This window comes from Mannheimia haemolytica, assembly GCA_900638155.1.
Taxonomy (GTDB): domain Bacteria; phylum Pseudomonadota; class Gammaproteobacteria; order Enterobacterales; family Pasteurellaceae; genus Mannheimia; species Mannheimia glucosida.
On the sequence record LR134495.1, the window covers coordinates 1123389 to 1147721 of the forward strand.

The following is a 24333-nucleotide window of genomic DNA, read 5'->3' on the forward strand; positions in this document are numbered from 1 at the left end:
AAATTATCAAGATAACAGGAGAGAATATGTTTGATTCATTAGCGGTACAATTTGTGGTTTTATGGGCGGTGATCGACCCGATTGGTTCTGTTCCTGTTTATTTGGCAAAAACCATTGGTTTGCCGATTGAAGCACGTCGCAAAATTGCCTTAAATGCGGTCTTGATTGCCGCCGGTATTTTGATTTTCTTCCTTATCGGTGGGCAAGTGCTGTTAGAATCAATGCAGATTCCGTTACCGGCATTCCAAGCGGCAGGCGGCTTAGTGCTGTTGTTATTTGCTTTAACGATGATTTTTGGCGAAAGCAAGCCCGAGCAAGAAATGCGGATCAGCAGTAACTTGAGTGAATTAGCGGTTTATCCGCTAGCTGTACCGTCGATTGCTTCTCCCGGGGCGATGATGGCAATCGTATTATTAACCGACAATCACCGTTTTCATATCGGTGATCAAATTATTACCGCCGGCATTATGTTATTAGTGCTGTTTATTACTTATTTGCTGTTATTGGCGGCAAATCGGATTCAGCATCTTATCGGTAATGCAGGAGCAGCGATTATCAGCCGAGTGATGGGTCTAATTCTGGCAGCGATTGCGGTGAATAATTTATTAATTGGCGTACGGGACTTCTTTGTACAAGTTGGCTAAACTTTGAATAGGTAGGATAATTTATGGCACTTTTAGCTTTGAGTGATGCGTTAGATAATATGCTTACTCGTTTACCGACACCTAAAGTAGTGGAACAACTTCCATTAAATGAGTGTGCTAACCGAGTGTTGGCAGAGGATATTTTTTCCCCGATTAATGTACCGAATTTTGATAATTCGGCGATGGACGGTTATGCTGTTCGTATTTCAGATTTAGCACAAAATTTAACCTTGACAGTGGCTGGTAAAGCCTTTGCCGGTAACCCGTTTAACGGCGAAATAAAGGCAGGCGAATGTGTGCGGATTATGACGGGAGCATTAGTACCACAAGGCGTTGATGCCGTTGTAATGCAAGAAGAAACGACACTCAATGAAGACGGAACAGTGACTTTTAACAGTTTACCAAAATTAGGTAGCAATATCCGCCGTATTGGAGAAGATGTACAACAAGGGGCTTTGGTGCTGGAAAAAGGCTCATTACTGAATGTCGCAAGTTTGCCATTGTTGGCTTCTCTAGGAATTGCTTCTGTTCCTGTTTTTGCTAAATTAAAGGTAGCGATTCTTTCCACCGGCGATGAATTAACCAGTATAGGCGAACCTTTGGCAGACGGCAAAATTTACGACACGAACCGTTTTGCGGTACGTTTGATGTTAGAAAAATTAAATTGTGAGATTGTAGATTTTGGGATTTTACCTGATGACCCAATACTGTTTGAACAAACTTTCAGACAAGCCCAACAGCAAGCCGATGTGTTAATCACCAGTGGCGGTGTATCTGTGGGCGAGGCAGATTTTACCAAAGATGTACTGGAAAAATTAGGCGAAATTGGTTTTTGGAAAATTGCAATGAAACCGGGCAAACCTTTTGCATTCGGTAAATTAGAACAGGCTTGGTTTTTCGGACTCCCGGGCAATCCGGTTTCTGCATTAGTGACTTTCTACCAATTAGTGCAACCGGCGTTGGCCAAACTTTCGGGTTTATCGGCAGATAAAATTGCAAAATTAACCCAAAATCTAACCGCTTGCAGTGCCGAAAAATTGAAAAAAGCGGTCGGTCGCCAAGATTTCCAACGGGGCTATTACTATGCCAATGAAAAAGGTGAGTTAGAAGTTCGTGCAGTTGGCACGCAAGGCTCACATGTTTTCAGTGCTTTCAATGAAAGTAACTGTTTTATTGTATTAGAAGCAGAACGAGGCAATGTTGAGGCAGGGGAAAAGGTTACCATTCAGCCGTTTAATTCGCTGCTGTATTAATGAATTCAGATAGCACAAGCGTGGACGCTTGCGCCATCGTTTACTATTTAGGTGTAAAAATGGAACTTACCGATCACGAAATGCTACGCTACAATCGCCAAATTATTCTAAAAAGCGTCGATTTTGACGGGCAGGAAAAGTTAAAAGCCGCCCGAGTGTTGATTGTCGGCTTAGGCGGTTTGGGCTGTGCGGCATCGCAATATTTAGCCTCTGCCGGCGTTGGGCATTTGACTTTGGTGGATTTTGATCTGGTTTCGCTTTCTAACCTGCAACGCCAAATTTTACATACCGATGCCACTATCGGGCAGCCAAAGGTGGAATCTGCCAAAGCACGATTAGCAGCGATTAATCCGAATATTCAGATTGAAGCTATCAATCAGCAATGTTCCGATGAGCAGTTAGCCGAACTGATTGCCAATACAGATTTAGTGCTGGATTGCACCGATAATGTCGCCGTTCGTAATCAGCTGAATTTGCAATGTTTTAAGCAAAAACGACCGCTTGTATCTGGCTCGGCAATTCGATTTGAAGGGCAGGTGAGCGTATTTTGCTATCAAGAACAGGAACCTTGCTATGAATGTTTAAGCAGATTGTTTGGCGATGGCACATTAAGTTGTGTTGAAGCGGGCGTGATTGCTCCGATTGTCGGCGTTGTGGGCAGCATTCAAGCCTTGGAAGCGATTAAAGTGTTGCTTAATATTGGTACAACACTCTCCGGGAAATTATTGATGATTGACGGCCTGCATTTTGTAGTGAGAGAAATGAGACTTTCTAAACAGAAAAATTGCTCGGTATGTACCTCATCTTAAGTATTTCTAAATCTTAAAACGTCAAGAAATGTAAATAATGAACGATAGTTCATTATTTTATTTGACGGCTAAATCGTTTTAGCTTATCATTTCCCCTCGTTAATTCCTCCTTAGTTCAGTCGGTAGAACGGTGGACTGTTAATCCATATGTCGCAGGTTCGAGTCCCGCAGGAGGAGCCAGATTTTTTCTTTTGTTCTTGTTTTATTTGTCTCCTTTTATAAAACAGTAATTCATACCTCCAGAATTAGAACAAAAGTATTTTACCCCACTCTTTGAGTGGGGCTTTTTTATTTTAAGTGATTAAAGTTCATTAAAATAATCATTTCCCCAAGTTTCTTCCGCTAATTTGAGTAAATTTGCAAAATCTTGAAAAGAAGGTACCGCTTGTTCTTCTTCCACTTTCACTTGTGCGCTAATGAGCTTTTGTTTGAGGGATTCATACCATTCCAGTAAGGAAAGTGACAGTGGCGATTTTGCCCGTTTTCCCAACCAATACAGCCCTTGAAATGGAATAGAAATGGCAAAAACCGCAGTCAGCACAGCATTTGCTAAAATAGATTGTGTTGGGTCTGTAAAGCAATATTGCCAAACTAACGCAAAGCAAGCAAAAGCGGGCATTACTTTAGAGGAAAATTTTACCAAGCGAATGATGTGGTAATCCGGCATAAAATTGGCTAATTTTTTCTGATTCGGCAGGGTGTTGAGGTAACGTTGCCCCGCATCACATAGACTTAACATAGAATTGTCTCTTTCAAATTTTTCTTTTATTTTAGCTAACTGATTAAAATCTACAATAGGTTAATGCAGTTTGGCTCAAGCCTTGCTATACTTCACAACAAAATATTTACAATCTATTGAAGGGTATTTTATGTCAATTAAATTTCCGGATTTACTGCAACAAAGCTGGAACTTTATGCGTAATCAACACGCATTTTCATTGTTTGCAGTTATCACTATAGTGGCGGTACAGTTAGCTTTTATTTTATTATCGTCAAATTCATCTGAGCTAATGTCTGAACCGCAATCTCAACCAATTCAAATTGATGTTGCCAAAATGGTATCTGTGTTACTGCCAACCATTTTTTTAGGTGTAGTAAACTTATTCATTACTGTATTGATGATTTTCAATATTCAATCAATTAACGATGGCAATTATCGTCAATTTTTCCAAAATTCAGGAAACGCATTAAAGCACTTCCTACCTGTGCTGTTGTTACAATTTGTGATGGTGTTACCGCTTTCTCTCGGTGCATCTTTTGCAATGGCATCGCCTGAAACAGTGATTATTGCATTGCCGGTGTTGGTAGTCGGTTTTTATTTTTTTATCAAATTATCGTTAGTGATTTATGCTTATTTGTTAGAAAAACCACAGAAAGGTTTATCGGAAAGTATTAAATTCACGCTTCAATTATCACGTGGAAAAATGCTACCGCTGATTTTATTTTGTGTGATTTCTTATTTATTACCGGGGATGTTATCTCGTTTGTTCACGGTGTTTGGTAATGACTTTATTGGCATATTCATTACCATTGTTTTAAGTGCGGCAATTAACGTCTTTATGGCGATTTTCAGCTTCCGCTTTTACCAAGTTTACCGCCAAATGCCGGCAGTGCGTTAGGAGTATCAATGAAACAGTTACTTGAATTTATTCCGCTGATTCTGTTTTTTGTCGTGTATAAAATGAGCGGTATTCAGATGGCGTCTATCGCATTGGTTATCGCTACAATCGTGCAAATGATCGCCTTAAAAATGCTCTACGGCAAAATTGAAAAACAGCAAATTATTATGGGCGGTTCGGTGGTCTTTTTCGGCTTACTGAGTGCCTATTTTAATGAAGTCAAATATTTACAATGGAAAGTAACTATTGTTTACGCTCTGTTTGCATTGGTGCTATTAGTGAGCCAATTTGTGTTCAAAACACCATTAATCAAAAAATTATTAGGCAAAGAAATTCAGTTGCCTGAAGCGGTGTGGAATAAAATAAACCTCGGTTGGGCAGCATTCTTTCTGATTTGTATGCTGCTGAATATTTATATCAGTCAATATTTATCGGAAGAGATTTGGGTTGATTTCAAATCTTTCGGCATTATTGGCTTAACCTTAGTCGCAACGGTTATTACCGGTTTCGTTCTTTACCCCCATTTAAAAGAGGCTGAAAAGCAGGAACAACAAAATGAAAGATAAACCTTATGGAAAAGCCCCGGAAGGGAAACTGATTTTAAGAACTTTGGCAATGCCGTCAGACACTAATGCTAATGGTGATATTTTCGGCGGTTGGATTATGTCGCAGATGGATTTAGGTGGTGCAATTTTAGCCAAAGAGCTGGCAAAGGGCAGAGTGGTGACGGTAACGGTGGATAAAATGATTTTCCACCGCCCGATTTCAGTCGGTGATGTTGTCTGCTGTTACGGCAAACTAATGCACCTAGGACGCTCTTCAATGCAAGTGAAAGTCGAAGTGTTTATTAAACAAGTTTATGAGGGAAATCGGGAACGTTATCTGGTAACCGAAGCATTATTTACCTATGTGGCGATTGATAAAGAAGGCAAACCTCGTGCCGTGCCTAGAGAAAATAACCCCGAATTAGAGGAAGCATTATCGCTAATTGATTTAACCCCTGAAAAACAAGGAGAATAGTATGTATTATGTGATCTTTGCCCAAGATAATCCAAATATGTTGGAGAAACGTTTAGAAGTTCGTCCGGCCCATTTGGCCCGTTTGGAAACATTACAAGCGGAAGGGCGATTATTAATCGCAGGACCTAACCCGACCGAAGATGGCTCAAGTGTGACCGGTTCAACCGTCATTGCCGAGTTCAATTCACTTGAAGAAGCCCAACAATGGGCGAGCCAAGACCCTTATGTCGAAGCAGGTGTGTATGGCGATGTGATTATTAAACCGTTTAAACGTGTGTTTTAATTGTAGGGGCGAAACATTTTTCGCCCTCTATTTTATACCATTTTTGCGGGCAAATAATGATTTGCCCCTACATTGAATGCCTATGCTTACCAACCTATCCCAACTCAATTTACCGCCCGATTTGCAAAATTCTGAGCAAATTCAACCGCTTGTGACGGCGATTTCGCTTTCTCCTTTCGTGAGCCAAACTTTACAAAAACAGCCGGAACTACTGGCAGAATGGCTTGCCAAGTTTCCTACACCTGATGATTGCAATAATTATGCCGAGCGTTTAGCGAAAGTGTTAGCAAGTGTGGAAAATGAAGAAATGTTGGGGCAGGTTTTGCGGCAATTTCGCCACCGTGAATTGGCTCGTCTGAGCTTTATTCAGTCAAATAAATTAGCGACGGTAGAATTTGTGTTTCAGCGTTTGTCAGATTTAGCCGAGAGCCTGATTCTAGCCGCTCGAGATTGGTTGTTTCAGTGTTGCTGTGCCGAATATGGCACGCCAAAGAACACTCTTGGCGAAACACAAGAACTGCTGATTTTAGGTATGGGCAAATTGGGCGGACGAGAGCTTAATTTTTCTTCCGATATTGACCTGATTTTTACCTACCCCGATATTGGTGAAACCGAAGGTGGACGCAAACCGATTGAAAACAGCAAATTTTTTACCCGAATGGGGCAGCGGTTAATTAAAGTATTAGATGAGATCACCGCTGATGGTTTCGTGTATCGTACTGATATGCGACTTCGCCCCTTTGGTGATAGCGGAGCCTTGGTGCTGAGCTTTACTGCAATGGAAGATTATTACCAAGAGCAAGGGCGTGATTGGGAACGTTATGCGATGATTAAAGCAAAAATTTTAGGCGAGGATAACCAAAATTTAAATCATCGCTATTTAAAGCAAATGCTCCGCCCTTTTGTTTACCGCCGTTATTTGGATTTCAGTGCAATCCAATCGTTGCGTGAAATGAAAGAAAAAATCAGCCGTGAAGTGGTTCGCCGAAATTTAACGGACAATATCAAACTTGGAGCAGGTGGAATTCGGGAGGTGGAGTTTATCGCCCAAACTTTCCAAATGATCCGTGGCGGGCGAGATAAAATTTTACAAGAACGTAGCCTGTTAAAAGTGCTACCACGCTTGGCAGAATTAAATTTATTAACCCGAACGCAGGTGCAAACGCTCCACAATGCCTATATTTTTTACCGTCAAATTGAAAATGTATTGCAAGCGATTGACGATAAACAAACTCAAACTCTACCCACTGATGAAGCTTCTCAAGCCCGTCTTATATTTGTTTGCCAAAGTTACTATCAGCAGGATTTATATAGCGAAAACACGCATTGGGTGGAGCATTCCTTTAACGATTGGCAACAATTTATGGCAGTATTGAGCCAATATCAACAAGCGGTACGGCAGATTTTTAATGAAATTATCGGTGAAGAGGAAACACAAGCCGACAGCAATCCGGTTAATGAAAAATTAGCTGAATGGAAAGACATTCTGCACTATAACATTAGCCTTGAAGATTTATCCGCAGTGCTAAAAGGTTATCCAAAGGTTGCAGAAAATGATTATGCGGAAATTTTCCGTCACTTTTCCACCACCTTTCAAGATTGGATAAAACGCCCGATTGGGGTAAGAGGGCGAGAGGTGCTACGCAATTTAATGCCTAGAATTGCCGACAGCATTTTTAAAGGTGAAGATCATTTATTGTTATTGCCTCGTGTGTTGAATATTGTCGATAAAATCACTACCCGAACTACCTATTTGGAATTAATGCTCGAAAAAGAGCAGATTCTGCCTCAGCTTTTGGCATTGTGCAGCAAGTCGGTAATGATTGCGGAGCAAATTGCCCGTTACCCAATGTTACTTGATGAACTGATTGGCAATAGAGGTTTAACCGATGTGCTACCTTTTGAGCAATATCAATCTGCATTGCAAGATTATTTAATCCGCATTCCGGAAGAAGATGAAGAAGCCTTAATTGATGGATTACGCCAATTCAAGCAAACCCATATTTTACGCATTGCTGCCGCTGATATTTTAGGCGTGCTACCGGTGATGAAAATCAGTGATCACCTCACTTATTTAGCAGAGGCGATTATTAATGCGGTCGTAAATATGGCTTGGAAATCGCTCACCCAGCGTTTCGGCACGCCAGCACATTTGGAAGCCGGTGAACAAGGCTTTGCGGTGATTGGTTATGGCAAATTAGGTGGGATCGAACTCGGTTATAATTCGGATTTAGATCTGGTATTTTTGCACAATGCTCCAGATGATGGGGAAACCGTTGGGGGCAAAAAAACGATTACCAGCCACCAATTTTACCTCAAACTTGCCCAAAAAATTAACTCGATTTTTAACCTAAACACCAGTGCCGGTGTGTTGTATGAAGTTGATATGCGACTTCGACCTTCCGGTGAGGCAGGGCTTTTGGTTAGCACCTTTAACGCCTACGACTATTACCAAAAAAATGAGGCGTGGACGTGGGAAAGCCAAGCGCTAGTGAGAGCAAGATGTGTGTTTGGGGCTGAAAACCTCAAACAAGCCTTTGAACAAATCCGCCAAAGCACCCTTGCTCAGCCTCGTGCAAGCGGTCAATTACGCCAAGAAATTTGCGAAATGCGACAGAAAATGTACCAACACTTAAGTTCGCATTCAGCCGAGCAATTTCATATTAAACAAGATCAAGGTGGCATCACCGATATTGAATTTATCGCCCAATATTTGGTATTAGCCCACAGCCACCAACACCCGAAAATGGCAGTCTGGTCGGATAATGTCCGCATTTTCGACAGTGCGGTAGAATGCGGTATTTTAAGTTCCGAACAAAGCGAACAGCTACAACATTGCTACACCGCACTGCGTAACAAAATCCACCACCTAAACTTATTACGCAAAGACAGTGTGGTGGACTCAAACGAATTTACCACCGAGCGAGCACTTGTACGGAAAATGTGGCAGAGGTTATTAAACTAAATCGTAAAATTTTCCAAAAAAAGACCGCTTGTTAGGCTATAATAGCCGTAATAGAGGAGAAGGTGTATGGAATATCAATTTACCCATAGTATTCACGGGGTGGTGGCAAAATGTTCGATGGATCACGAGGCGTTTGCTCGTTGGTTGAATGCCGAAATAACGGAGAATCCTAGCCAGTTAGCCCCTATTTTTGCTGAAATAGAGAAGTGTCGAGCCGCGTTTCCGAATCATTATGAATGTGTGTTTGAAGGGCGGGAGTACAGTCTCTATTTTGATTATGATGAAGTGATGGCAAAAGCAAACAATTTAGATGCCGCTTTTAGCGAAGAGGAAATGGAAGAAGGCTTCCAGTTTTACAATGAAGAGAGCATCGCATTTTGTGGCTTAGATGACTTTGAGAAATTTTTGAAAGCCTACCAACATTTTGTGCAAACTTATCATTGATTGAAATGATTAATTGAAACCAAAGCTATTAAGGGAATCTAATTCCTTGTAGAATAGCCGTTTATAGCAATTTTAAGATATTAAATTTATGAGTCGTACTAAAAAAACACGTCGTATTACCGACATTATGCCGGCAAGAAAAACCGATAAACCTAAACAGCCCATGCCTAAATTGGGTGGGGGGAAAAATCGTAAACTGACCCGTTATGAGTTAGATGCTCAAGCCCGTGAGGAAAAACGTAAGCGTAAACATAAAGGTTTGCCGACAGGTTCACGCAATGCTGATCCGGCAGAGCAGAAAAAAGCAGTGGTGAAAGAGGTGAAAGATCCGCGTATCGGTAGCCGTAAAAAAGTGCCGTTAATGGTGGAATTTGTGAACCAGCCGGAAAAAGGGCGTGTTATTAAGCCTGTGCCGGTTGAGCCAATCAAACCAACGCTTTCACCGGAACAAGAGCTGGAGCAGTTAGAAAATAACGAATGTTTAAATCAGTTGTTAGATGATTTGGAGGCGGGCAAAACCTTATCCGCAGAAGATCAGAAATTTATGAATGAGTGTTTAGATCGCATTGATGAATTAATGACTGAGCTTGGCATCGAATATGAAGACGAAGAGGGCGATAATGGCGATGCGTTATTACGTCAATTTGAAACGATGGATATTAATAAATTCCGCTAGGTAGCCGATTATGATGCTAAGAATATTCCTGATGGTGCTTGCCGCTTTGATTTTAATTTCGCTGGGCGGTTATGCACTGCACTTAATGTTGAAAGTGCGAGCTCAAAAAAAGCACGAACAAGCACTGATTGAACAGGCAAAGCAAGCACAAAAAGATCGTTATATTCGGATTTTAGACAGCATTGAAGTCATTGCTCGGGCAATGATTTCCGAACAATGTGATTTGTCAGAAGGCGTTTTACGTTTAAAACCGCTATTAGATGTTCTCGGCAGAAAATTAAGCGACTATACGGCGATGTGGGCGTTGTATGGCGTGGTAGAAAATATGCCGATTTTAGATGAACGCAAAAATTTAAAACGTAACGAAAGAATGAAGTTGGATTTAGAGCGTGAAGCCAAAGAAGCGGAGCTTGAATCAGACATCAAAAATGAGTGTTACCAATTATTAAAAGATATTGAAGAAATGAGAAAGGCAATCTAATGTCAGAAATTATTTGGGATTTAGCCCTTATTCAAAAATATAACCATTCGGGGCCTCGTTATACCTCTTACCCAACGGCGTTGGAGTTTAACGAAAATTACACCAATGAAGATTTTATTCGTGCTGCCGCTCGTTACCCTGAGCGTCCGCTTTCGCTTTATGTGCATATTCCGTTTTGCCATAAACTTTGCTATTTCTGTGGCTGTAATAAAGTGATTACCCGTCATCGCCATAAAGTCGAAATTTATTTGGATTATTTAGAGCGTGAAATTAAAACTCGCGCACCCCTGTTTCAAAATCGTTTAGTGACCCAAATACACTGGGGTGGCGGTACGCCGACTTATTTAGACGAAGATCAATCGGCACGTTTAATGCAAATGCTACGAGCCAATTTTGATGTGAGTGATGATGCGGAAATCAGCATTGAAATGGATCCGCGTGAAATCGAACTAAGTATGTTGGATCACCTGCGAGCTATCGGTTTTAACCGTCTGAGTATGGGTATTCAGGATTTCGATAAAGAAGTGCAACGTTTGGTGAATCGTGAGCAAGATGAGGACTTTATTTTTGCCTTGATGAAACGGGCAAAAGAACTTGGCTTTGTTTCAACTAATGTGGATTTGATTTACGGCTTGCCAAAACAGAATGTGGAAAGCTTTATGTACACATTACAACGTGTGGTAGAGCTAAACCCTGATCGTATGAGCGTATTCAACTATGCTCACTTGCCAAGCCGTTTTGCTGCACAAGTGAAAATTAAAGAAGAGTTGTTGCCGGCTCCGGAAACCAAATTGACGATTTTGCAAAATTCTATCGAATTTTTAGGCAAAAACGGTTATAAGTTTATCGGTATGGATCACTTTGCCAAACCTGATGATGAGTTAGCCATTGCACAAGAAAAAGGCATTTTACACCGTAACTTCCAAGGCTATACCACTCAAGAAGAGTGCGATTTATTGGGAATGGGGGTGTCTGCAATCAGCTTACTCGGCGATACTTACGCCCAAAACCGCAAAGAATTACAACAATACTATGCTGATGTTGAAACCAACGGTATTGCGTTGCATAAAGGCATTGCGTTAACCCAAGATGATTGCATTCGCCGTGATGTGATAAAAGCCTTGATTTGTAATTTCAAATTAGATTTTGCCACCATTGAAAAGCAATATGGTATTGATTTTAAACGCTATTTTGCCGAAGATTTAGCTTTCTTAGCTCCGTTGGCGGAAGATGAATTATTAACGATGAATGACGACAGCATTGTGGTTTCGCCACGAGGGCGTTTATTGATCCGTAATATTTGCTTATGTTTTGATGTCTATTCAAGACAATTAGCGAGAAGACAGCAGTTTTCCCGTATTATTTAATGATCAAGCGGTCGATTTTGGTAAAAAATTTACAAAAACAGACCGCTTGTTCCCGGCTTATAAAGGAAAAATGATGAAACAGCGTTATAGCTTACTTTCTCTTGCTGTGATGGCAGCTTGTTATAGCAACAATGCCGCAGCTGATTTAAAGCAACAATGTTTACTTGGCGTGCCGCATTTTCAGGGCGAAGTGGTAGAAGGTGATCAACTTAGAATGCCTGTTACCATTGAGTCAGACAGTGCGGTGATTAACCAACCGCGTGATGCTACCTATACCGGTGATGTCACGATCAAGCAAGGTAACCGTTCGATTTGGGCGGAGCAGGTGCGGGTTGAGCAAGATGGCGAAAATGCCCGTATGGCGTATTTGCAGGGTAATTTTAACTACCAAGATAATTTGATTCAGGCAACCGGTTCAGATGCGACCATCAATCTGCTTTCCAAAGATGCGAATTTAGCTAATGCTAATTATCAATTAGTCGGCAGACAAGGGCGTGGCACGGCAGAATCCGGTGAGTTCGGCAACAGCAAACGCACACTGAAAAATGCCAGTTTTACTTCGTGCTTACCAGACGATAATTCGTGGCAAATTGAAGCGAATGAAATGATTCAGCATGTTGATGAAGAATACGCTGAAATGTGGCACGCCCGTTTTAAAGTGCTGGGAATGCCGGTGTTTTATTCGCCTTACCTACAATTCCCGATTGGCGATCGCCGCCGTAGCGGGTTATTAATTCCAAGTTTTGAACGTTCAAGCAAAAACGGCTGGACATATTCCCAACCGTTTTATTGGAATATCGCACCGAATATGGACGCTACTATCACCCCAACCTACTACTCACGCCGTGGTTGGCAAATTAGTCCGGAATTTCGTTATTTAACGAAAATCGGGCAAGGCTTAGTGGCAACCGAATATATGGCGAAAGATCGTTTAAGCGAGTACCAACCGGGAAATGATGATCGTAAACGCTATTTATTCCACTGGCGTCACGCAATGAGTTTTTTAACCGATTGGCGTTTCTCGGTCGATTACACCAAAGTGAGCGACAGACGTTATTTCTCTGATTTTGATTCGGATTATGGTAGCAGTACTGATGGCTATGCGACGCAGAATTTTAAATTAGGCTACTATCAGCCGAATTATAATATCTCAATTTCAGGTAAAAAATTCCAAACCTTCGATGAGTTGGATATCGGGCCTTATCGCGTTCTGCCACAAATTGATTTTAACTATTATAAAAACGATCTAATTAAAGGCGGAGATTTCAAATTCTTTGCCCAAGCAGCCCGTTTTGAAAATGATAGTAAATTAATGCCAAAAGCGTGGCGTTTCCACGCTGAGCCAACACTGAATTTCCCATTAGCGAACCGCTATGGTAGCTTAAATTTAGAAACCAAGCTCTATGCAACCCACTATCAACAAACGAAAGGTAGTGAGAGTACGGAAGAAATTAAGAAAAGTGTAAGTCGTGTACTGCCACAGATTAAGCTCGATTTTAAAACCGTGTTGGAATCCGATAAACAGCTTTTCTCTGGCTATACTCAAACGCTTGAGCCTCGGGTGCAATATATTTATCGCCCATATAAGGATCAAAGCGATATTGGTTCTAAAGCACATCGAAGCGTGAGTTTAGGCTATGACTCTGCATTGTTGCAAAATGATTATTTTTCACTCTTTAATGACAGACGTTATAGTGGTTTAGACCGTATTTCGTCAGCAAATTTAGTGACTGCAGGTGGCACAACCCGTTTCTTTAAAGAGGCAACGGGTGAAGAGGTATTTAATTTCAGTTTGGGGCAGACTTATTATTTAAGCCCGTCTAAAATTGATGATTCTGCTGATAACCGTACAGAAGGACATACTTCTTCTTGGGCAGCGGAATCTAACTGGAAATTCCATAAAAAATGGAACTGGCACGGTAGCTATCAATATGATACTCGTTTAAACCAAACGGCGTTAGCGAATATGTCATTGCAATACAAACCACAGTCAGACAAATTGATTCAGCTCAATTACCGCTATGCAAGTAAAGATTATATCAATCAAAACTTGAATACGAATAAGTACGGGCAATCAATTAAACAAGTGGGCGGTGTGCTAGGTTGGGAATTAACCGATAAAGTGTCGGTAATGACCAGTTATTACCACGACCTTGCATTGAAAAAACCGGTGGAAGGGCAACTTTCGCTTAACTACAACACTTGCTGTTGGGCGGCAAATGTGTATGTTGCTCGCCGTTTAGTTTCAACGCCGGTAGGTTCATCTGATACGATCAATGATTTCTACTATGACAATAAGTTCGGAATTAACTTTGAGCTACGCTTTGGCACAAACTACAGCAATGGTGTAACCCGTATGCTAAAACGAGGTATTATTCCTTACACCGAGCCGTATGGCATTAATTAACAAAGTAAAAACAAATAAGTAAAAATAAAAATCGGGGCGAAAAATATTTGCCCCGATTTTTTTATATTTGGCTGACAAGCGGTTAAATTCTGTTGGAATTTTGCAAATCTTCCGCTAAATTCAACCGCTTGCCATCGAAACTTAACCTGTATTTCGCATACCTGCAGCAATGCCAGTGATGGTGATCATCAATGCTTGCTCCAGTACAGGATCGGCATTTTCACCTTGTTTGCGAATCCGATCTAACAATTCTACCTGAAGTAGATTGAGCGGGTCGGTATAAATATTGCGAAGTGCAATCGATTCGGCGATCCAAGGTAAATCCGCCATTAATTGACCATCGTGAGCCAGTGCAAGAACGGTTTTAAGATCAGCCTGTAGTTGCGTACGCAACATATTGCCTAAACGGTGTAGTTTTGGCTCGACTAGGCGTTGGTCGTAATATTCCGCCAGCCAAATATCAGCTTTACTAAATACCATTTCCAGCATTCCGATACGGGTTGAGAAAAACGGCCATTCGTTACACATTTCTTTTAGTAAGGTTTCATTACCTTCATCAATCAACTGTTGTAATGCTTGCCCTGCACCTAACCAAGCAGGTAGCATTAAGCGGTTTTGCATCCAAGCGAAAATCCAAGGAATTGCACGTAAACTTTCCACACCACCCTTTGGATTACGTTTTGCCGGGCGTGAGCCAAGTGGCAGACGGGAAAGTTCTTGCTCTGGTGTAGCAGATCGGAAATACGGTACGAAGTCTGGCTCGCCACGCACCATATCGCGGTAAATTTGGCAAGAAATATCAGAGGCTTTTGCTAGCACATCTCGCCACTGCTGTTTTGGCTCTGGTGGAGGGAAAATATTCGCTTCTAAAATCGCACTGGCGTAGAGTTCTAAACTTTCAACTGCCACGGCAGGTAAGCCTAATTTAAAGCGGATCATCTCTCCTTGTTCGGTCACTCTTAAGCCATTTTTTAGTGAACGAGGCGGTTGAGAGAGTAAGGCTGCATGAGCCGGTGCACCACCACGCCCGATAGTACCACCACGACCGTGGAATAAGGTTAATTCAATATTATATTTTTCACATAAATTGACCAGAGCTTCTTGCGCCCGATATTGCGCCCAGCCGGCAGCAAGCATTCCGGCATCTTTGGCGGAATCAGAGTAGCCGATCATAATCATTTGGTAATTGTTGATGACGCCACGATACCAGCCGATATTAAATAAATCGGTCATCACTTTTTCACTGTGGTCTAAATCGCCTAGCGTTTCAAATAATGGAGCGACCGGAATAGTAAATTTGCACCCCGCCTCTTTGAGTAAAAGGTGAACCGCAAGTACATCAGAGGCCTCTCTTGCCATTGAAATGACGTAGGCTGAAATGACGCCTTCAGGTTGCTCGGCAACAATTTTACAAGTGTCTAACACTTCTTTAGTTTCAGGGCTTGGAGTCCAGTTGGTTGGAATCAATGGGCGGCGAGAACTGAGTTCACGCACTAAGAACGCCTGTTTATCATCTTCTGTCCAATGAGCATAATCGCCTAAGCCGATATAGCGGGTAATTTCTGCAATCGCCATTTCGTGGCGGGTACTTTCTTGGCGAATATCAAGGCGTGATAACCCTAAACCAAAACAGTTTATACGACGTAAGCAATCTAGTAATGCACCATTTGCAATAATTCGCATACCACAGGCTTGTAATGACTCATAGCAATCAAAAAGCGGTTCCCACAATTGCTGATCTGAAGTTAAAATGTCACTTTCATCAATAGTTGAAATTTTGCCTTCCAATAATTCCGCATAGTAAATTTCGGTATTAATTAATTTCTGGCGTAATACTTTTAGTAATACGCGATATGGCTCTAAATAGTCACCATATTTAGCACGAAATGCAGGGGTACACTGTGTAATCGATAATTCTTCAGCAAGATTTTTAATATCTTGTAAGAACAATTCTGCGGCTTTCCAACGGTTCATTCTTAATACACGGCGAGTTGTTTCTGCCGTGACGAACGGGTTACCGTCACGGTCTCCGCCCATCCAAGAAGAAAAACGGACAGGGGCTAAATTTACCGGATATTGCACACCAAAGTGTTTTTCTAAATAGAAGTTAAGCTGACGACAAAATTCCGGCACGGCTTTCCATAAACTATTTTCAATGACTGCCATACCGCCTTTGGCTTCATCAACAGGAGTTGGGCGTTGGGTTCTGATTTCATTAGTATGCCAAGCAAGGGCAATCAGTTGCATTAAACGGCGTTTGATTTTATAGCTTTCAGCTTCAGTTAAATCATTGTGTTCTAATAAATTCAAACATTTATTGATTTCAACGTGTTTATGCCCCAGCGAACGGCGGGTTACTTCCGTTGGGTGAGCTGTTAGCACTAAATCAATCATTAGGCTTTCCACGGTTTTAATCACTTTTTCAACGGGGATATTTTGTGATTTTAGACGAAGGAACAGAGAGTCTAATGAGCGACTACCAAGTGATTCATCAATATGATGGCGAGAAACAGTTTGATGTTGTTCAGCAATATTTGTTAGATTTAGAAAATGGCTAAATGCACGTGCAACGGGTAAGACATCATCGTTAGAAATATTGGCTAATTTATCTAATAGCTGTTCACGGGCGTTTTCATCGCCGGCACGAGAATTGCGAGATAACACACGAATGCTTTCGATGAGTTCTAGAATGTAATCTCCTTGCGCATCACGAATCGTTTCTCCCAAAAATTCACCTAACATATGGATATTATGCTGAATTGTTGAATATTGCTGGTTCATAAAAAATTCCTATGGTAAACATAAATTAAATTAGGTCTAAATATGCCGAAAATCGCTGAAAATAGCAAATAGATTTAATTTAATTTTTGAATTAAATGATAAAACGCAAAAAATAGCTGTCTATGGTAGGGATAATATGAAATCTTTTATAGAAAATGGGGGAAATAGAATGAAGCAGATTTATGCTTTAGGTTTGGCATTCATTGTCGCTAGTGTAAGTTTATTATCTACTAAAGTACAGGCAAATCAAGCGTATCAAACTACTAAGCAAGGCTTGCAATATAAGGAGCTTAAAGCAGGCAGCGGCAAAAAACCAACACTAAATGATGAAGTGGAGGTGCGTTTTACTTCTTATAATGATAAAGGGGAAGTGTTTGAAGGGACGTTTAATCAAGTGCCAGTAATTTTGCCTATCAGAGAAATGTTTTCCGGCTTACAGCAAGGATTATTGCTTATGCCGGTAGGCTCTGTATATGAGTTTAATATTCCGGCTCACCTAGGTTATCAAGAAGAGGGTAGTAGAGCTAAGAAAGCTGCGTTGTATCGGATAGAACTACTTAGAATTAATCCTTAAACTCAGAAAACCTATATAGAAAAAGCATTTTACAAATTTTTCCCTAAATTCAACCACTTGCATATTACTACAAGCGGTATTTTTCTGCCTAAATCACGCTAATTTACTCATCGTATCTTTAAATTCATGTGCTTTATTACGTCAAAAAGTCAAACGCATTTAGGTAATGATGGATTTTTTTAATAGCCATTTACAAGCATGGTATATCCCGAAAAGAGTATCCATTCCGGAGGAATGCCCTATATTTTCAAAACGTTGTGCTAATAGGCGGAAATCCTCTTGACGTTGTTGCGTGTGATTAAAGAAGCTTAAAAGAGGGGCGGAAAATTGTTGTTGCAATGCACAATCTAAAAAACGGCGACTGATCGCATTAGTATTATCTAAATGTTGTTGGAGTTTTTGGGTTAGTGTTTGGTAAAAAGCTGTCTGAGTTTGAGTAAAATACTGAAATGTGGCAATAAAACCGCATAAAAAATCATCGCCACTTGGCGTGAGACCAATACCAAGCCCAATAAGTTTTGTGAAATATTCCGCTGATTTTTCTAATTCGCCTAGTTGATAAAGATCCTCAGCTTGAACTAAATATTGCTTGAATGCACGAAGTAGTACATCGTTAATACTGTTTTGTAATAATAAATTCAGCCCTTTAGCATTCGACTTTTGCAAGATTTTTTGTGCAAGATTTGCATACCAAACCACATTGTTTAGTGAAAAAGAGGTGCAAGCGGTTAATTTTGAAGAAAAAATTGCATCATTTGAATAATTTAAATTGAGCCGATAAGGTTGGTTAGGTTGGAATGAGAGTTGTTGAAATTTTGTTATTGAGAAATCAGTGATTAGACTGATCGGTGAAAGCTCACTTTCTTTCGGCTGTAATGTAAAAATCTGATTATTAATCAATAAATTAATAGTTTTATTGTAACGAGAGTGAAGCATTACAATAGGTGCAGCTTCTATTGCATTTTGAGCGTACAGAGTGGTTTTTAAAATAGGGATGTTTATTATTTGCTCTTTTATTGTCATTCTGTAAAATACCTATTGATTTGTAGTAACTTTATTGATTAGTATACTTGCAAAGTTGAAATACGATTTCATATTTTTTATTTTCCTTTCAAACCATTAAAAGTCAATAAAAAGAAGGTTCATTATGTATGATTTAATCGTTAAAAACGGACAATTAGTCACGCCGGATAGAATTTATCTTGCCACTATTGCGGTAAAAGACGGGAAATTTGCCGGTTTTCTTGCCCCTGATATTGAGGTTGATGCGAAAGAAATTGTCGATGCAAAAGGCAATTTGGTTTATCCGGGGATAATTGACTGCCACGCCCATTTAAATGAACCGGGCTTTGATTATCGTGAGGATTTTGAAACCGGATCCCGTGCCGCAGTAGCCGCCGGTTGTACCACGCTCATAGATATGCCGCTTAATAATGATCCTTCCCTCATCAATAAAGATGTCTTTAAATTAAAACACGCCAACGTAAGTAAACATTCCTTTATCGACTTCGCCCTTTGGGGGGGGATTGTCGGCGATTATGACGACAGTCCAAATTCCATAAAAAGCAATTCTGCCGATCTTGTTGAACTAGAAGCCTGTGGCGTTGCTGCCTTTAAAGGTTTCACTTGCCCGAACGGGGATTTATTCCCAACGGTAAACTTGGGCAATGTGCGTAAAGCCTTAGAAATCTTAAAACCTTTTAATGCGTTGTCCGGATTCCATTGCGAAGAGTTTGGGCAAGTTAAAGAGCGAGTGAAAGAGGCAAAAGCGAAAACAGGTTTAACAAATCAAGAAAAAATTCGTGAGTTTTTAGATGCCCACGATGTTTGGGTGGAATATGTAGCGACTAAAAATATTATTGATATGTCTCGAGCCACCGGTGGCAGGGTGCATATTTGCCACGTCACACACCCAATGGTTGCTCAACTGGTTAAAGATGCAATTTATGAAGGTTTACCTGTTTCAGGCGAGACTTGCCCCCACTATTTAGGATTTACCGAAGATTTCGTCTTTGAAAAAGGCGGACCGGCAAAATGTACTCCTCCTTTGCGTAAAAAAGAGGATATGGAAAAACTTTGGGATTATGTGATTGATGGCACGCTTTCTTGCGTGGGAAGTGACCATTCTCCGGCTGCCGATGAAGAAAAAAATAATGACACTCACGATATTTGGGAGGCTTGGGGAGGCTTAAATGGTATCCAGTTCTTTTTGCCGATGATGTTCGATATGGTGGTTCATCAACGTAAACTAAGCCCGAGCCTGATTGCGAAAGTGATGGGCGTCAATCCGGCAAAATTGTTTGGTTTATATGGGCGTAAAGGGGCGTTTGAACTTGGGTTTGATGCGGATATTGTGATTGTAGATCCGGAAAAACCGTGGAAAGTAGAACAAGAGAAACTGTTTACCAAAGGACATGTTACTTGTTTTGATGGTTTAGAAGGCAAAGGTGCAGCAACCCATACCTTTATTCGTGGTCGTTTAGTGGCGGAAAACGGTATGTATAAACAAGATGCTATGGGTTATGGCGAATTTATTCGCCCGGTGAAAAGCTAATGCGAAGTGCGGTTGATTTTTCAAAACTTTTGGGAAATGACCGCACTTTTTATTATATAAAAATAATACATTAAAAATGCGATTACAGGAGAGACAACATGTCTGAAAAAACCAACTTACAACCGATTCCGGAAAATAAACGGATTATGGATTTACTGTCTTACCTTTTCTTATGGCTTGGCGGCTGTGTATCTATCGGTACATTCGCACTCGGCTCCGGGCAATTAGAGAAAGGGTTAAATTTAACCCAAGCTTTTGTGGCAATGTTAATTGGCTCGTTATTGCTGATTGTCTGTTTATGTTTAAATGACCAAATGAGCTATAAAAGTGGTGTTCCTTATGCGGTTCAATTAAAAAGTGCATTTGGGACTAAAGGTGGGATTTTACCTGCAATGTTGCGGGGTGTGCCTGCCATCGTGTGGTATGGCGTACAAAGCTGGTTAGGCGGTTCGGCAATTAACCAAATTTCAATTTTATTATTTGGTTATGACAATCTAGTGCTTTATTTCCTCTTATTCCAAGCCTTACAAATTTGGATTTCTACCACCGGTTTCCACGGCTTGAAATGGTTAGAAAATATTGGTGCGGTTGTAATTATCGCCTCGCTTACCTATATGTTCTATATCTGTATGACTAAATTCGGTGGACGTATTGAAGAGAATTTGATTAATAAAGAAGGCACTTGGGGCTTACCTTTTGTCAGTGCTATTGTGGCTTTCTTTGGCGTGAATGTATTGGTTATGCTGAATGTAGGCGACTATGTGCGTGAACTAAAACCGGGGTATTCAACGGCAAAACGTGGTGTGGTGTATTTCTTAGCAATGGTGCCAACTACCGTATTTATGGGCGTAATTGGTTTAATGATCTCCTCTGCAACCGGTATTGCTAACCCAATCAATGCGTTTGCTCAAGCAGCAGATAATAAATTCTTAGTGATTATTACCTTAGTCTTTATTTTATTTGCTCAAATGACCACCAACCTAGCAAGTAATGTTGTGCCACCTGCCTATGCGTTAATGGATGCCTTTAAAATTAAACATAAAACCTCAGTGGTGCTTATCGGTTTATTAGCGATTGCAACTTGCCCTTGGTTAATTACCTCCGATGCGTCATCAAAAGGAGTGGATATTTTCGTTTTAACTTACACTGTATTCTTCGGCCCGATTTTCTCTGTGCTATTGGTTGATTACTATATTCTCCATAAACGCAAAATTGACATTGCCGAACTCTATGATGAAAACGGTAGCCGTAAAGGTGTGAACTGGGCAGCGATTTTGGCAATTTCTGTGGGAGCAGTGATTGGCTTATTCAATGCAGATATTTCATTCTTAACTGCAACTATTCCAACTGCCTTAGTTTATTACTTCGGTATGAAATATATGGCATCAAGCGCCCGTTTCAGAAAGGGAACGATTTTAGATAAATAATGGGTAATAACCCCATACGAGCCGTATGGGGTTAGATAATCTGAGCCACGTTGTGGCTCTATAAAAGTCCCGGAGGGACTTGGGTTGTTTAACCTAGCACGGCTCGTGCTAGGTATTTTGAATAAATTGAATGGTTGCCTGAATGAGCTCCTGTGTATGTTTCGATTCAGTATCACGATCAAAATCGTGCAGATCGGCAGAAATCATAAAACGAGTCGGGTTACATTTTTCACAAAGTGCCAGAAACTCGCTAAAAGGGACATCAGGATCGCCAGTGGCGTGTGCAGCAAAAACAGGGGATTTAAATTCTGCTAGGCGTAAGCTGTAATCAAGATAGAAAAATTTATCTCTGCCTTGATAAATTAATGATTTCCACTTGCCGGTTTGGCGGGCATAAATATAGGCAATGAAATGGGTGCTTAATTCTGCCTCTACTAACGGAGTTGTTATTAGTGATTGAAAGGTGCTTTCACTGACTAATGGCAATTTTAAATAATATTCGCTTGGGCTATCAAACCAGCCATCGGTGAGAAAACCATAGCCATAATATGAAATGACCCCTTTGGGCTGAGGAATATCGGTTTGTTGGCTGAGCTTGCTTGCAGCGAGCAATGCCAAATAAGCGCCGGCAGAACGCCCGAATAAAAAATAGGGCATTGCAGAAAAGTGCGGTTGGTTTTGTAATGCTTTTATTGAGGAAAGTACAGAACGCAGAATTTCCTCGATTTGAGCATAAGGTGCAAGCGGGTAATTTATCGCAAAAATTTGCAAACCGGCTTGGGTAAATTGGTCAAGATGAAAGTCGGGCAAGTCCGCTTTAGAGCCGTAAAGTAAGCCCCCACCGTGTAGGTAAATCAGCGTTGCTTTCGGGGTGATTTCATCATCTTGGTAAAGCGTTGCTTGAATAGGCAACAGGCTGTGTTGAATTTCAATCGAATTTAGGGAGATTTGTGTAGTGTTTAGCATAATGATCCTCAACAGTTTTGTACCGCATTATAGTACAAGATAAAGTTACGTTATCAAATTCACTTAAAGTAAAGGAGAATGCTATGGGATATTTGAATGGTCAAACAGGTTATCGCCAAGGGTTGCTTGAAACACGTTCAGTCATTCGCAAGAATAACTTTGTGATTTTGGAAACCGATGGTTTGGTAAAAAACAGTATTCCAAACTATCATCATTGCGATATTAGTATTTTATCTTCCCCTGCATTGGGTGCCTCTTTTGCCGATTATATTGCCACAGTTCACCCAAACGGAGGTTGTACTCAGCTAGGCGGAAACGGGATAGAGGTGTTTGTGTACTGTGTAAGCGGTCAATTATCGGTAAAAAATAGCGACACCCAAGCAACCCTCGAAACCGGAGGCTATATTTTCTCGCCTGCCGACCAAGTGTTGAGTTTTATCAACCTATCAGAAAATCCTACCAAAATTTATATTCACCGCCGCCGTTATACGCTGTTAGAAGGGCATCAAGCCAAAACCTATGTTGGTAATGTGAACCAAATCGAGTACACCGAATATGAAGGAATGAAAACCTGCCTGATTAAGGACTTATTGCCATCTGCTACCGATTTTGGTTTTGATATGAATATGCACATTTTATTATTCAAGCCGGGGGCATCGCACGGTTATATCGAAACCCATTTCCAAGAACACGGAATGTTATTCCTTTCAGGCAAAGGAATGTACCGTTTAGATGATGAATGGATTCCGGTGAAAAAAGATGACTATGTCTTTATGGATTCCTATTGCCCGCAAGCCTGTTATGCGGTGGGGGACGAAGATTTCGTCTATATTTACTCAAAAGAGTGCAACCGTGATGTAGAACTGTAATTTAACCTTGAGGAATTGACTATGAAATTATCTAGAGAAGAATTAAAAGGCTTAATGAAAGCGAAGTTAATGAAAGCCGGTTTAAATGATCAGCACGCAGATATTACCGCTGAAATCCTAACTTGGTCAGATGAGCGGGGTTATCACTCTCACGGTGCAGTGAGAATGGAATATTACTGTGAGCGTATCTTTAAAGGTGGTATTACCCACGATCCAAAATTTGAATGGAAAGAAACCGGCCCGGCGTCGGCGATTTTTGAAGGGGATAACGGCTGTGGCTATGTAGCAGCTACCTTTGCGATGGAAAAAGCGATTGAAATGGCGAAAAAATCTGGCATTGCGATTGTGGGTATCCGTAATATTTCCCATAGCGGTGCGATTGGCTACTATACCGAAATGGCAGCTAAGGAAGGGTTGTTATCCATTTCATTCTGCCAATCAGACCCAATGGCAGTGCCTTATGGTGGAGCAGAGCCTTACTACGGCACAAACCCAATTTCTTTTGCCGCACCGGCTGATGAAGGCAGAAATGTGGTGTTTGATATGGCAACCACCGTGCAGGCTTGGGGGAAAATTTTAGATAAGCGTTCTCGTGGCGAATCTATCCCACCGGATTGGGCAGTAGATATTGATGGCAACCCAGTGACTGATCCTAACAAAGTGAACGCTTTAGTGCCGATCTCAGGTGCGAAAGGCTACGGGTTAATGATGATGGTGGATATTTTCTCGGGTATTTTATTAGGTGTGCCGTTTGGTAAGCACGTTTCTTCAATGTATCACGATTTATCCGAAGGTCGCCGTTTGGGGCAAATGCACATTGTGATTGATCCGGCTCGTTTCTGTGGTGCAGAACAATTCCGTGAGAATATGGCACAATCTATCAATGAGCTTAACGAAATGCCACCGGCACCGGGCAATGATAAAGTCTATTATCCGGGGCAACGTGCCGAAATGCGTCGTGATAAATATTATGCAAACGGTGGTATTGAAATTGTGGATAAAGTGTATGAATATTTAATTAGCGATGATATTCACTTTGACCGCTACGATCATAAAAACCGTTTTGCGGATTAATCTGATAGCCTAGCACGAGCCGTGCTAGGTTAAATTAATTCAGCTCCTTGGGAGCTGTGAGTAGAGCAGCAAGATAGCTTGGCTTATTTATTCATATAAGCTTGTATAGGTTAGTAAAGT

General features: G+C 41.0%; 22 protein-coding genes and 1 tRNA gene. 19 read left to right on the forward strand and 4 right to left on the reverse strand.

Going from position 1 to position 24333, the window contains the following annotated elements; translation table 11 throughout:
* Positions 1-26 precede the first annotated feature (26 nt).
* The 4 genes from EL242_RS05730 (at position 27) to EL242_RS05745 (ending at position 2886) form a co-directional block, all read left to right on the forward strand.
* A complete protein-coding gene (locus EL242_RS05730; protein ID WP_126301850.1) occupies positions 27-644 on the forward strand; it encodes a MarC family protein in 618 nt (205 codons plus the stop codon).
* Between the two features lie 23 nt (positions 645-667).
* The gene (moeA, locus tag EL242_RS05735) at positions 668-1897 is read left to right on the forward strand and encodes a molybdopterin molybdotransferase MoeA (protein WP_126301851.1); all 1230 of its coding nucleotides are present in this window, start codon (positions 668-670) and stop codon (positions 1895-1897) included.
* Positions 1898-1956: 59 nt separating this feature from the next.
* Positions 1957-2706 carry a molybdopterin-synthase adenylyltransferase MoeB gene (moeB, locus tag EL242_RS05740; RefSeq protein WP_126301852.1) on the forward strand — a complete coding sequence of 250 codons (750 nt, stop codon included), beginning with the start codon at positions 1957-1959 and terminating at the stop codon, positions 2704-2706.
* 104 nt (positions 2707-2810) lie between these two features.
* Positions 2811-2886 (forward strand) — tRNA-Asn (locus tag EL242_RS05745).
* Between the two features lie 121 nt (positions 2887-3007).
* Here the strand turns inward: EL242_RS05745 and yfbV are convergent.
* Positions 3008-3445 (reverse strand): terminus macrodomain insulation protein YfbV, encoded by a 438-nt coding sequence (gene yfbV / locus EL242_RS05750; protein ID WP_126301853.1) that lies wholly within the window; start codon positions 3443-3445, stop codon positions 3008-3010.
* 130 nt (positions 3446-3575) lie between these two features.
* Here yfbV and EL242_RS05755 point away from each other — a divergent pair, with 130 nt between their 5' ends.
* From EL242_RS05755 to lptD, 10 genes are all read left to right on the forward strand, one after another.
* Positions 3576-4325 carry an ABC transporter permease gene (locus tag EL242_RS05755; protein WP_232019701.1) on the forward strand — a complete coding sequence of 250 codons (750 nt, stop codon included), beginning with the start codon at positions 3576-3578 and terminating at the stop codon, positions 4323-4325.
* A gap of 8 nt (positions 4326-4333) precedes the next feature.
* Positions 4334-4891: a septation protein A gene (locus tag EL242_RS05760; protein WP_126301855.1), complete on the forward strand. Its 558-nt coding sequence runs from the start codon at positions 4334-4336 to the stop codon at positions 4889-4891.
* Positions 4881-5345 (forward strand): acyl-CoA thioester hydrolase YciA, encoded by a 465-nt coding sequence (yciA, locus tag EL242_RS05765; RefSeq protein WP_126301856.1) that lies wholly within the window; start codon positions 4881-4883, stop codon positions 5343-5345. Before EL242_RS05760 ends, yciA begins: the two co-directional genes overlap by 11 nt.
* 1 nt (position 5346) lies before the next feature.
* Positions 5347-5628, forward strand: coding sequence for a YciI family protein (locus tag EL242_RS05770; protein ID WP_126301857.1), 282 nt, complete (start codon positions 5347-5349; stop codon positions 5626-5628).
* An 82-nt stretch (positions 5629-5710) separates the two neighbouring features.
* Positions 5711-8593, forward strand: a complete 2883-nt coding sequence (glnE, locus tag EL242_RS05775; RefSeq protein WP_413463076.1) for a bifunctional [glutamate--ammonia ligase]-adenylyl-L-tyrosine phosphorylase/[glutamate--ammonia-ligase] adenylyltransferase — start codon at positions 5711-5713, stop codon at positions 8591-8593.
* A gap of 66 nt (positions 8594-8659) precedes the next feature.
* The gene (locus EL242_RS05780) at positions 8660-9037 is read left to right on the forward strand and encodes a YacL family protein (RefSeq protein WP_126301859.1); all 378 of its coding nucleotides are present in this window, start codon (positions 8660-8662) and stop codon (positions 9035-9037) included.
* 88 nt (positions 9038-9125) lie between these two features.
* Positions 9126-9713 (forward strand): Der GTPase-activating protein YihI, encoded by a 588-nt coding sequence (gene yihI / locus EL242_RS05785; RefSeq protein ID WP_126301860.1) that lies wholly within the window; start codon positions 9126-9128, stop codon positions 9711-9713.
* A 13-nt stretch (positions 9714-9726) separates the two neighbouring features.
* Complete coding sequence (locus EL242_RS05790; protein ID WP_172595370.1) at positions 9727-10194, forward strand: DUF2489 domain-containing protein; 468 nt, start codon at positions 9727-9729, stop codon at positions 10192-10194.
* Entirely contained in the window at positions 10194-11561 is a 1368-nt protein-coding gene (gene hemN / locus EL242_RS05795) for an oxygen-independent coproporphyrinogen III oxidase (RefSeq protein WP_126301861.1), read from the forward strand. Before EL242_RS05790 ends, hemN begins: the two co-directional genes overlap by 1 nt.
* 73 nt (positions 11562-11634) lie before the next feature.
* The gene (gene lptD, locus EL242_RS05800) at positions 11635-13968 is read left to right on the forward strand and encodes an LPS assembly protein LptD (protein ID WP_126302721.1); all 2334 of its coding nucleotides are present in this window, start codon (positions 11635-11637) and stop codon (positions 13966-13968) included.
* Positions 13969-14109: 141 nt separating this feature from the next.
* Here the strand turns inward: lptD and ppc are convergent, their stop codons facing one another.
* On the reverse strand, positions 14110-16749 hold the full coding sequence (gene ppc, locus EL242_RS05805; RefSeq protein ID WP_126301862.1) for a phosphoenolpyruvate carboxylase: 2640 nt from the start codon (positions 16747-16749) through the stop codon (positions 14110-14112).
* 169 nt (positions 16750-16918) lie between these two features.
* Here ppc and EL242_RS05810 point away from each other — a divergent pair, with 169 nt between their 5' ends.
* Positions 16919-17323 (forward strand): FKBP-type peptidyl-prolyl cis-trans isomerase, encoded by a 405-nt coding sequence (locus EL242_RS05810; protein ID WP_020824148.1) that lies wholly within the window; start codon positions 16919-16921, stop codon positions 17321-17323.
* A 159-nt stretch (positions 17324-17482) separates the two neighbouring features.
* Here the strand turns inward: EL242_RS05810 and EL242_RS05815 are convergent, their stop codons facing one another.
* Complete coding sequence (locus EL242_RS05815; RefSeq protein ID WP_232019702.1) at positions 17483-18259, reverse strand: DUF2877 domain-containing protein; 777 nt, start codon at positions 18257-18259, stop codon at positions 17483-17485.
* 211 nt (positions 18260-18470) lie between these two features.
* Between EL242_RS05815 and allB the strand changes: the two genes are divergently transcribed.
* Entirely contained in the window at positions 18471-19877 is a 1407-nt protein-coding gene (gene allB, locus EL242_RS05820) for an allantoinase AllB (protein ID WP_126301865.1), read from the forward strand.
* A 98-nt stretch (positions 19878-19975) separates the two neighbouring features.
* A complete protein-coding gene (locus EL242_RS05825) occupies positions 19976-21304 on the forward strand; it encodes an NCS1 family transporter (protein ID WP_126301866.1) in 1329 nt (442 codons plus the stop codon).
* Positions 21305-21412: 108 nt separating this feature from the next.
* On the opposite strand, the gene EL242_RS05830 is transcribed toward EL242_RS05825, so the two are convergent.
* Positions 21413-22270: an alpha/beta hydrolase fold domain-containing protein gene (locus EL242_RS05830; RefSeq protein WP_126301867.1), complete on the reverse strand. Its 858-nt coding sequence runs from the start codon at positions 22268-22270 to the stop codon at positions 21413-21415.
* 83 nt (positions 22271-22353) lie between these two features.
* Here EL242_RS05830 and allE point away from each other — a divergent pair, with 83 nt between their 5' ends.
* Both allE and allD read left to right on the forward strand, forming a co-directional pair.
* The gene (gene allE / locus EL242_RS05835; protein WP_126301868.1) at positions 22354-23139 is read left to right on the forward strand and encodes a (S)-ureidoglycine aminohydrolase; all 786 of its coding nucleotides are present in this window, start codon (positions 22354-22356) and stop codon (positions 23137-23139) included.
* A gap of 21 nt (positions 23140-23160) precedes the next feature.
* Complete coding sequence (gene allD / locus EL242_RS05840; protein WP_126301869.1) at positions 23161-24213, forward strand: ureidoglycolate dehydrogenase; 1053 nt, start codon at positions 23161-23163, stop codon at positions 24211-24213.
* Positions 24214-24333: the final 120 nt, after the last annotated feature.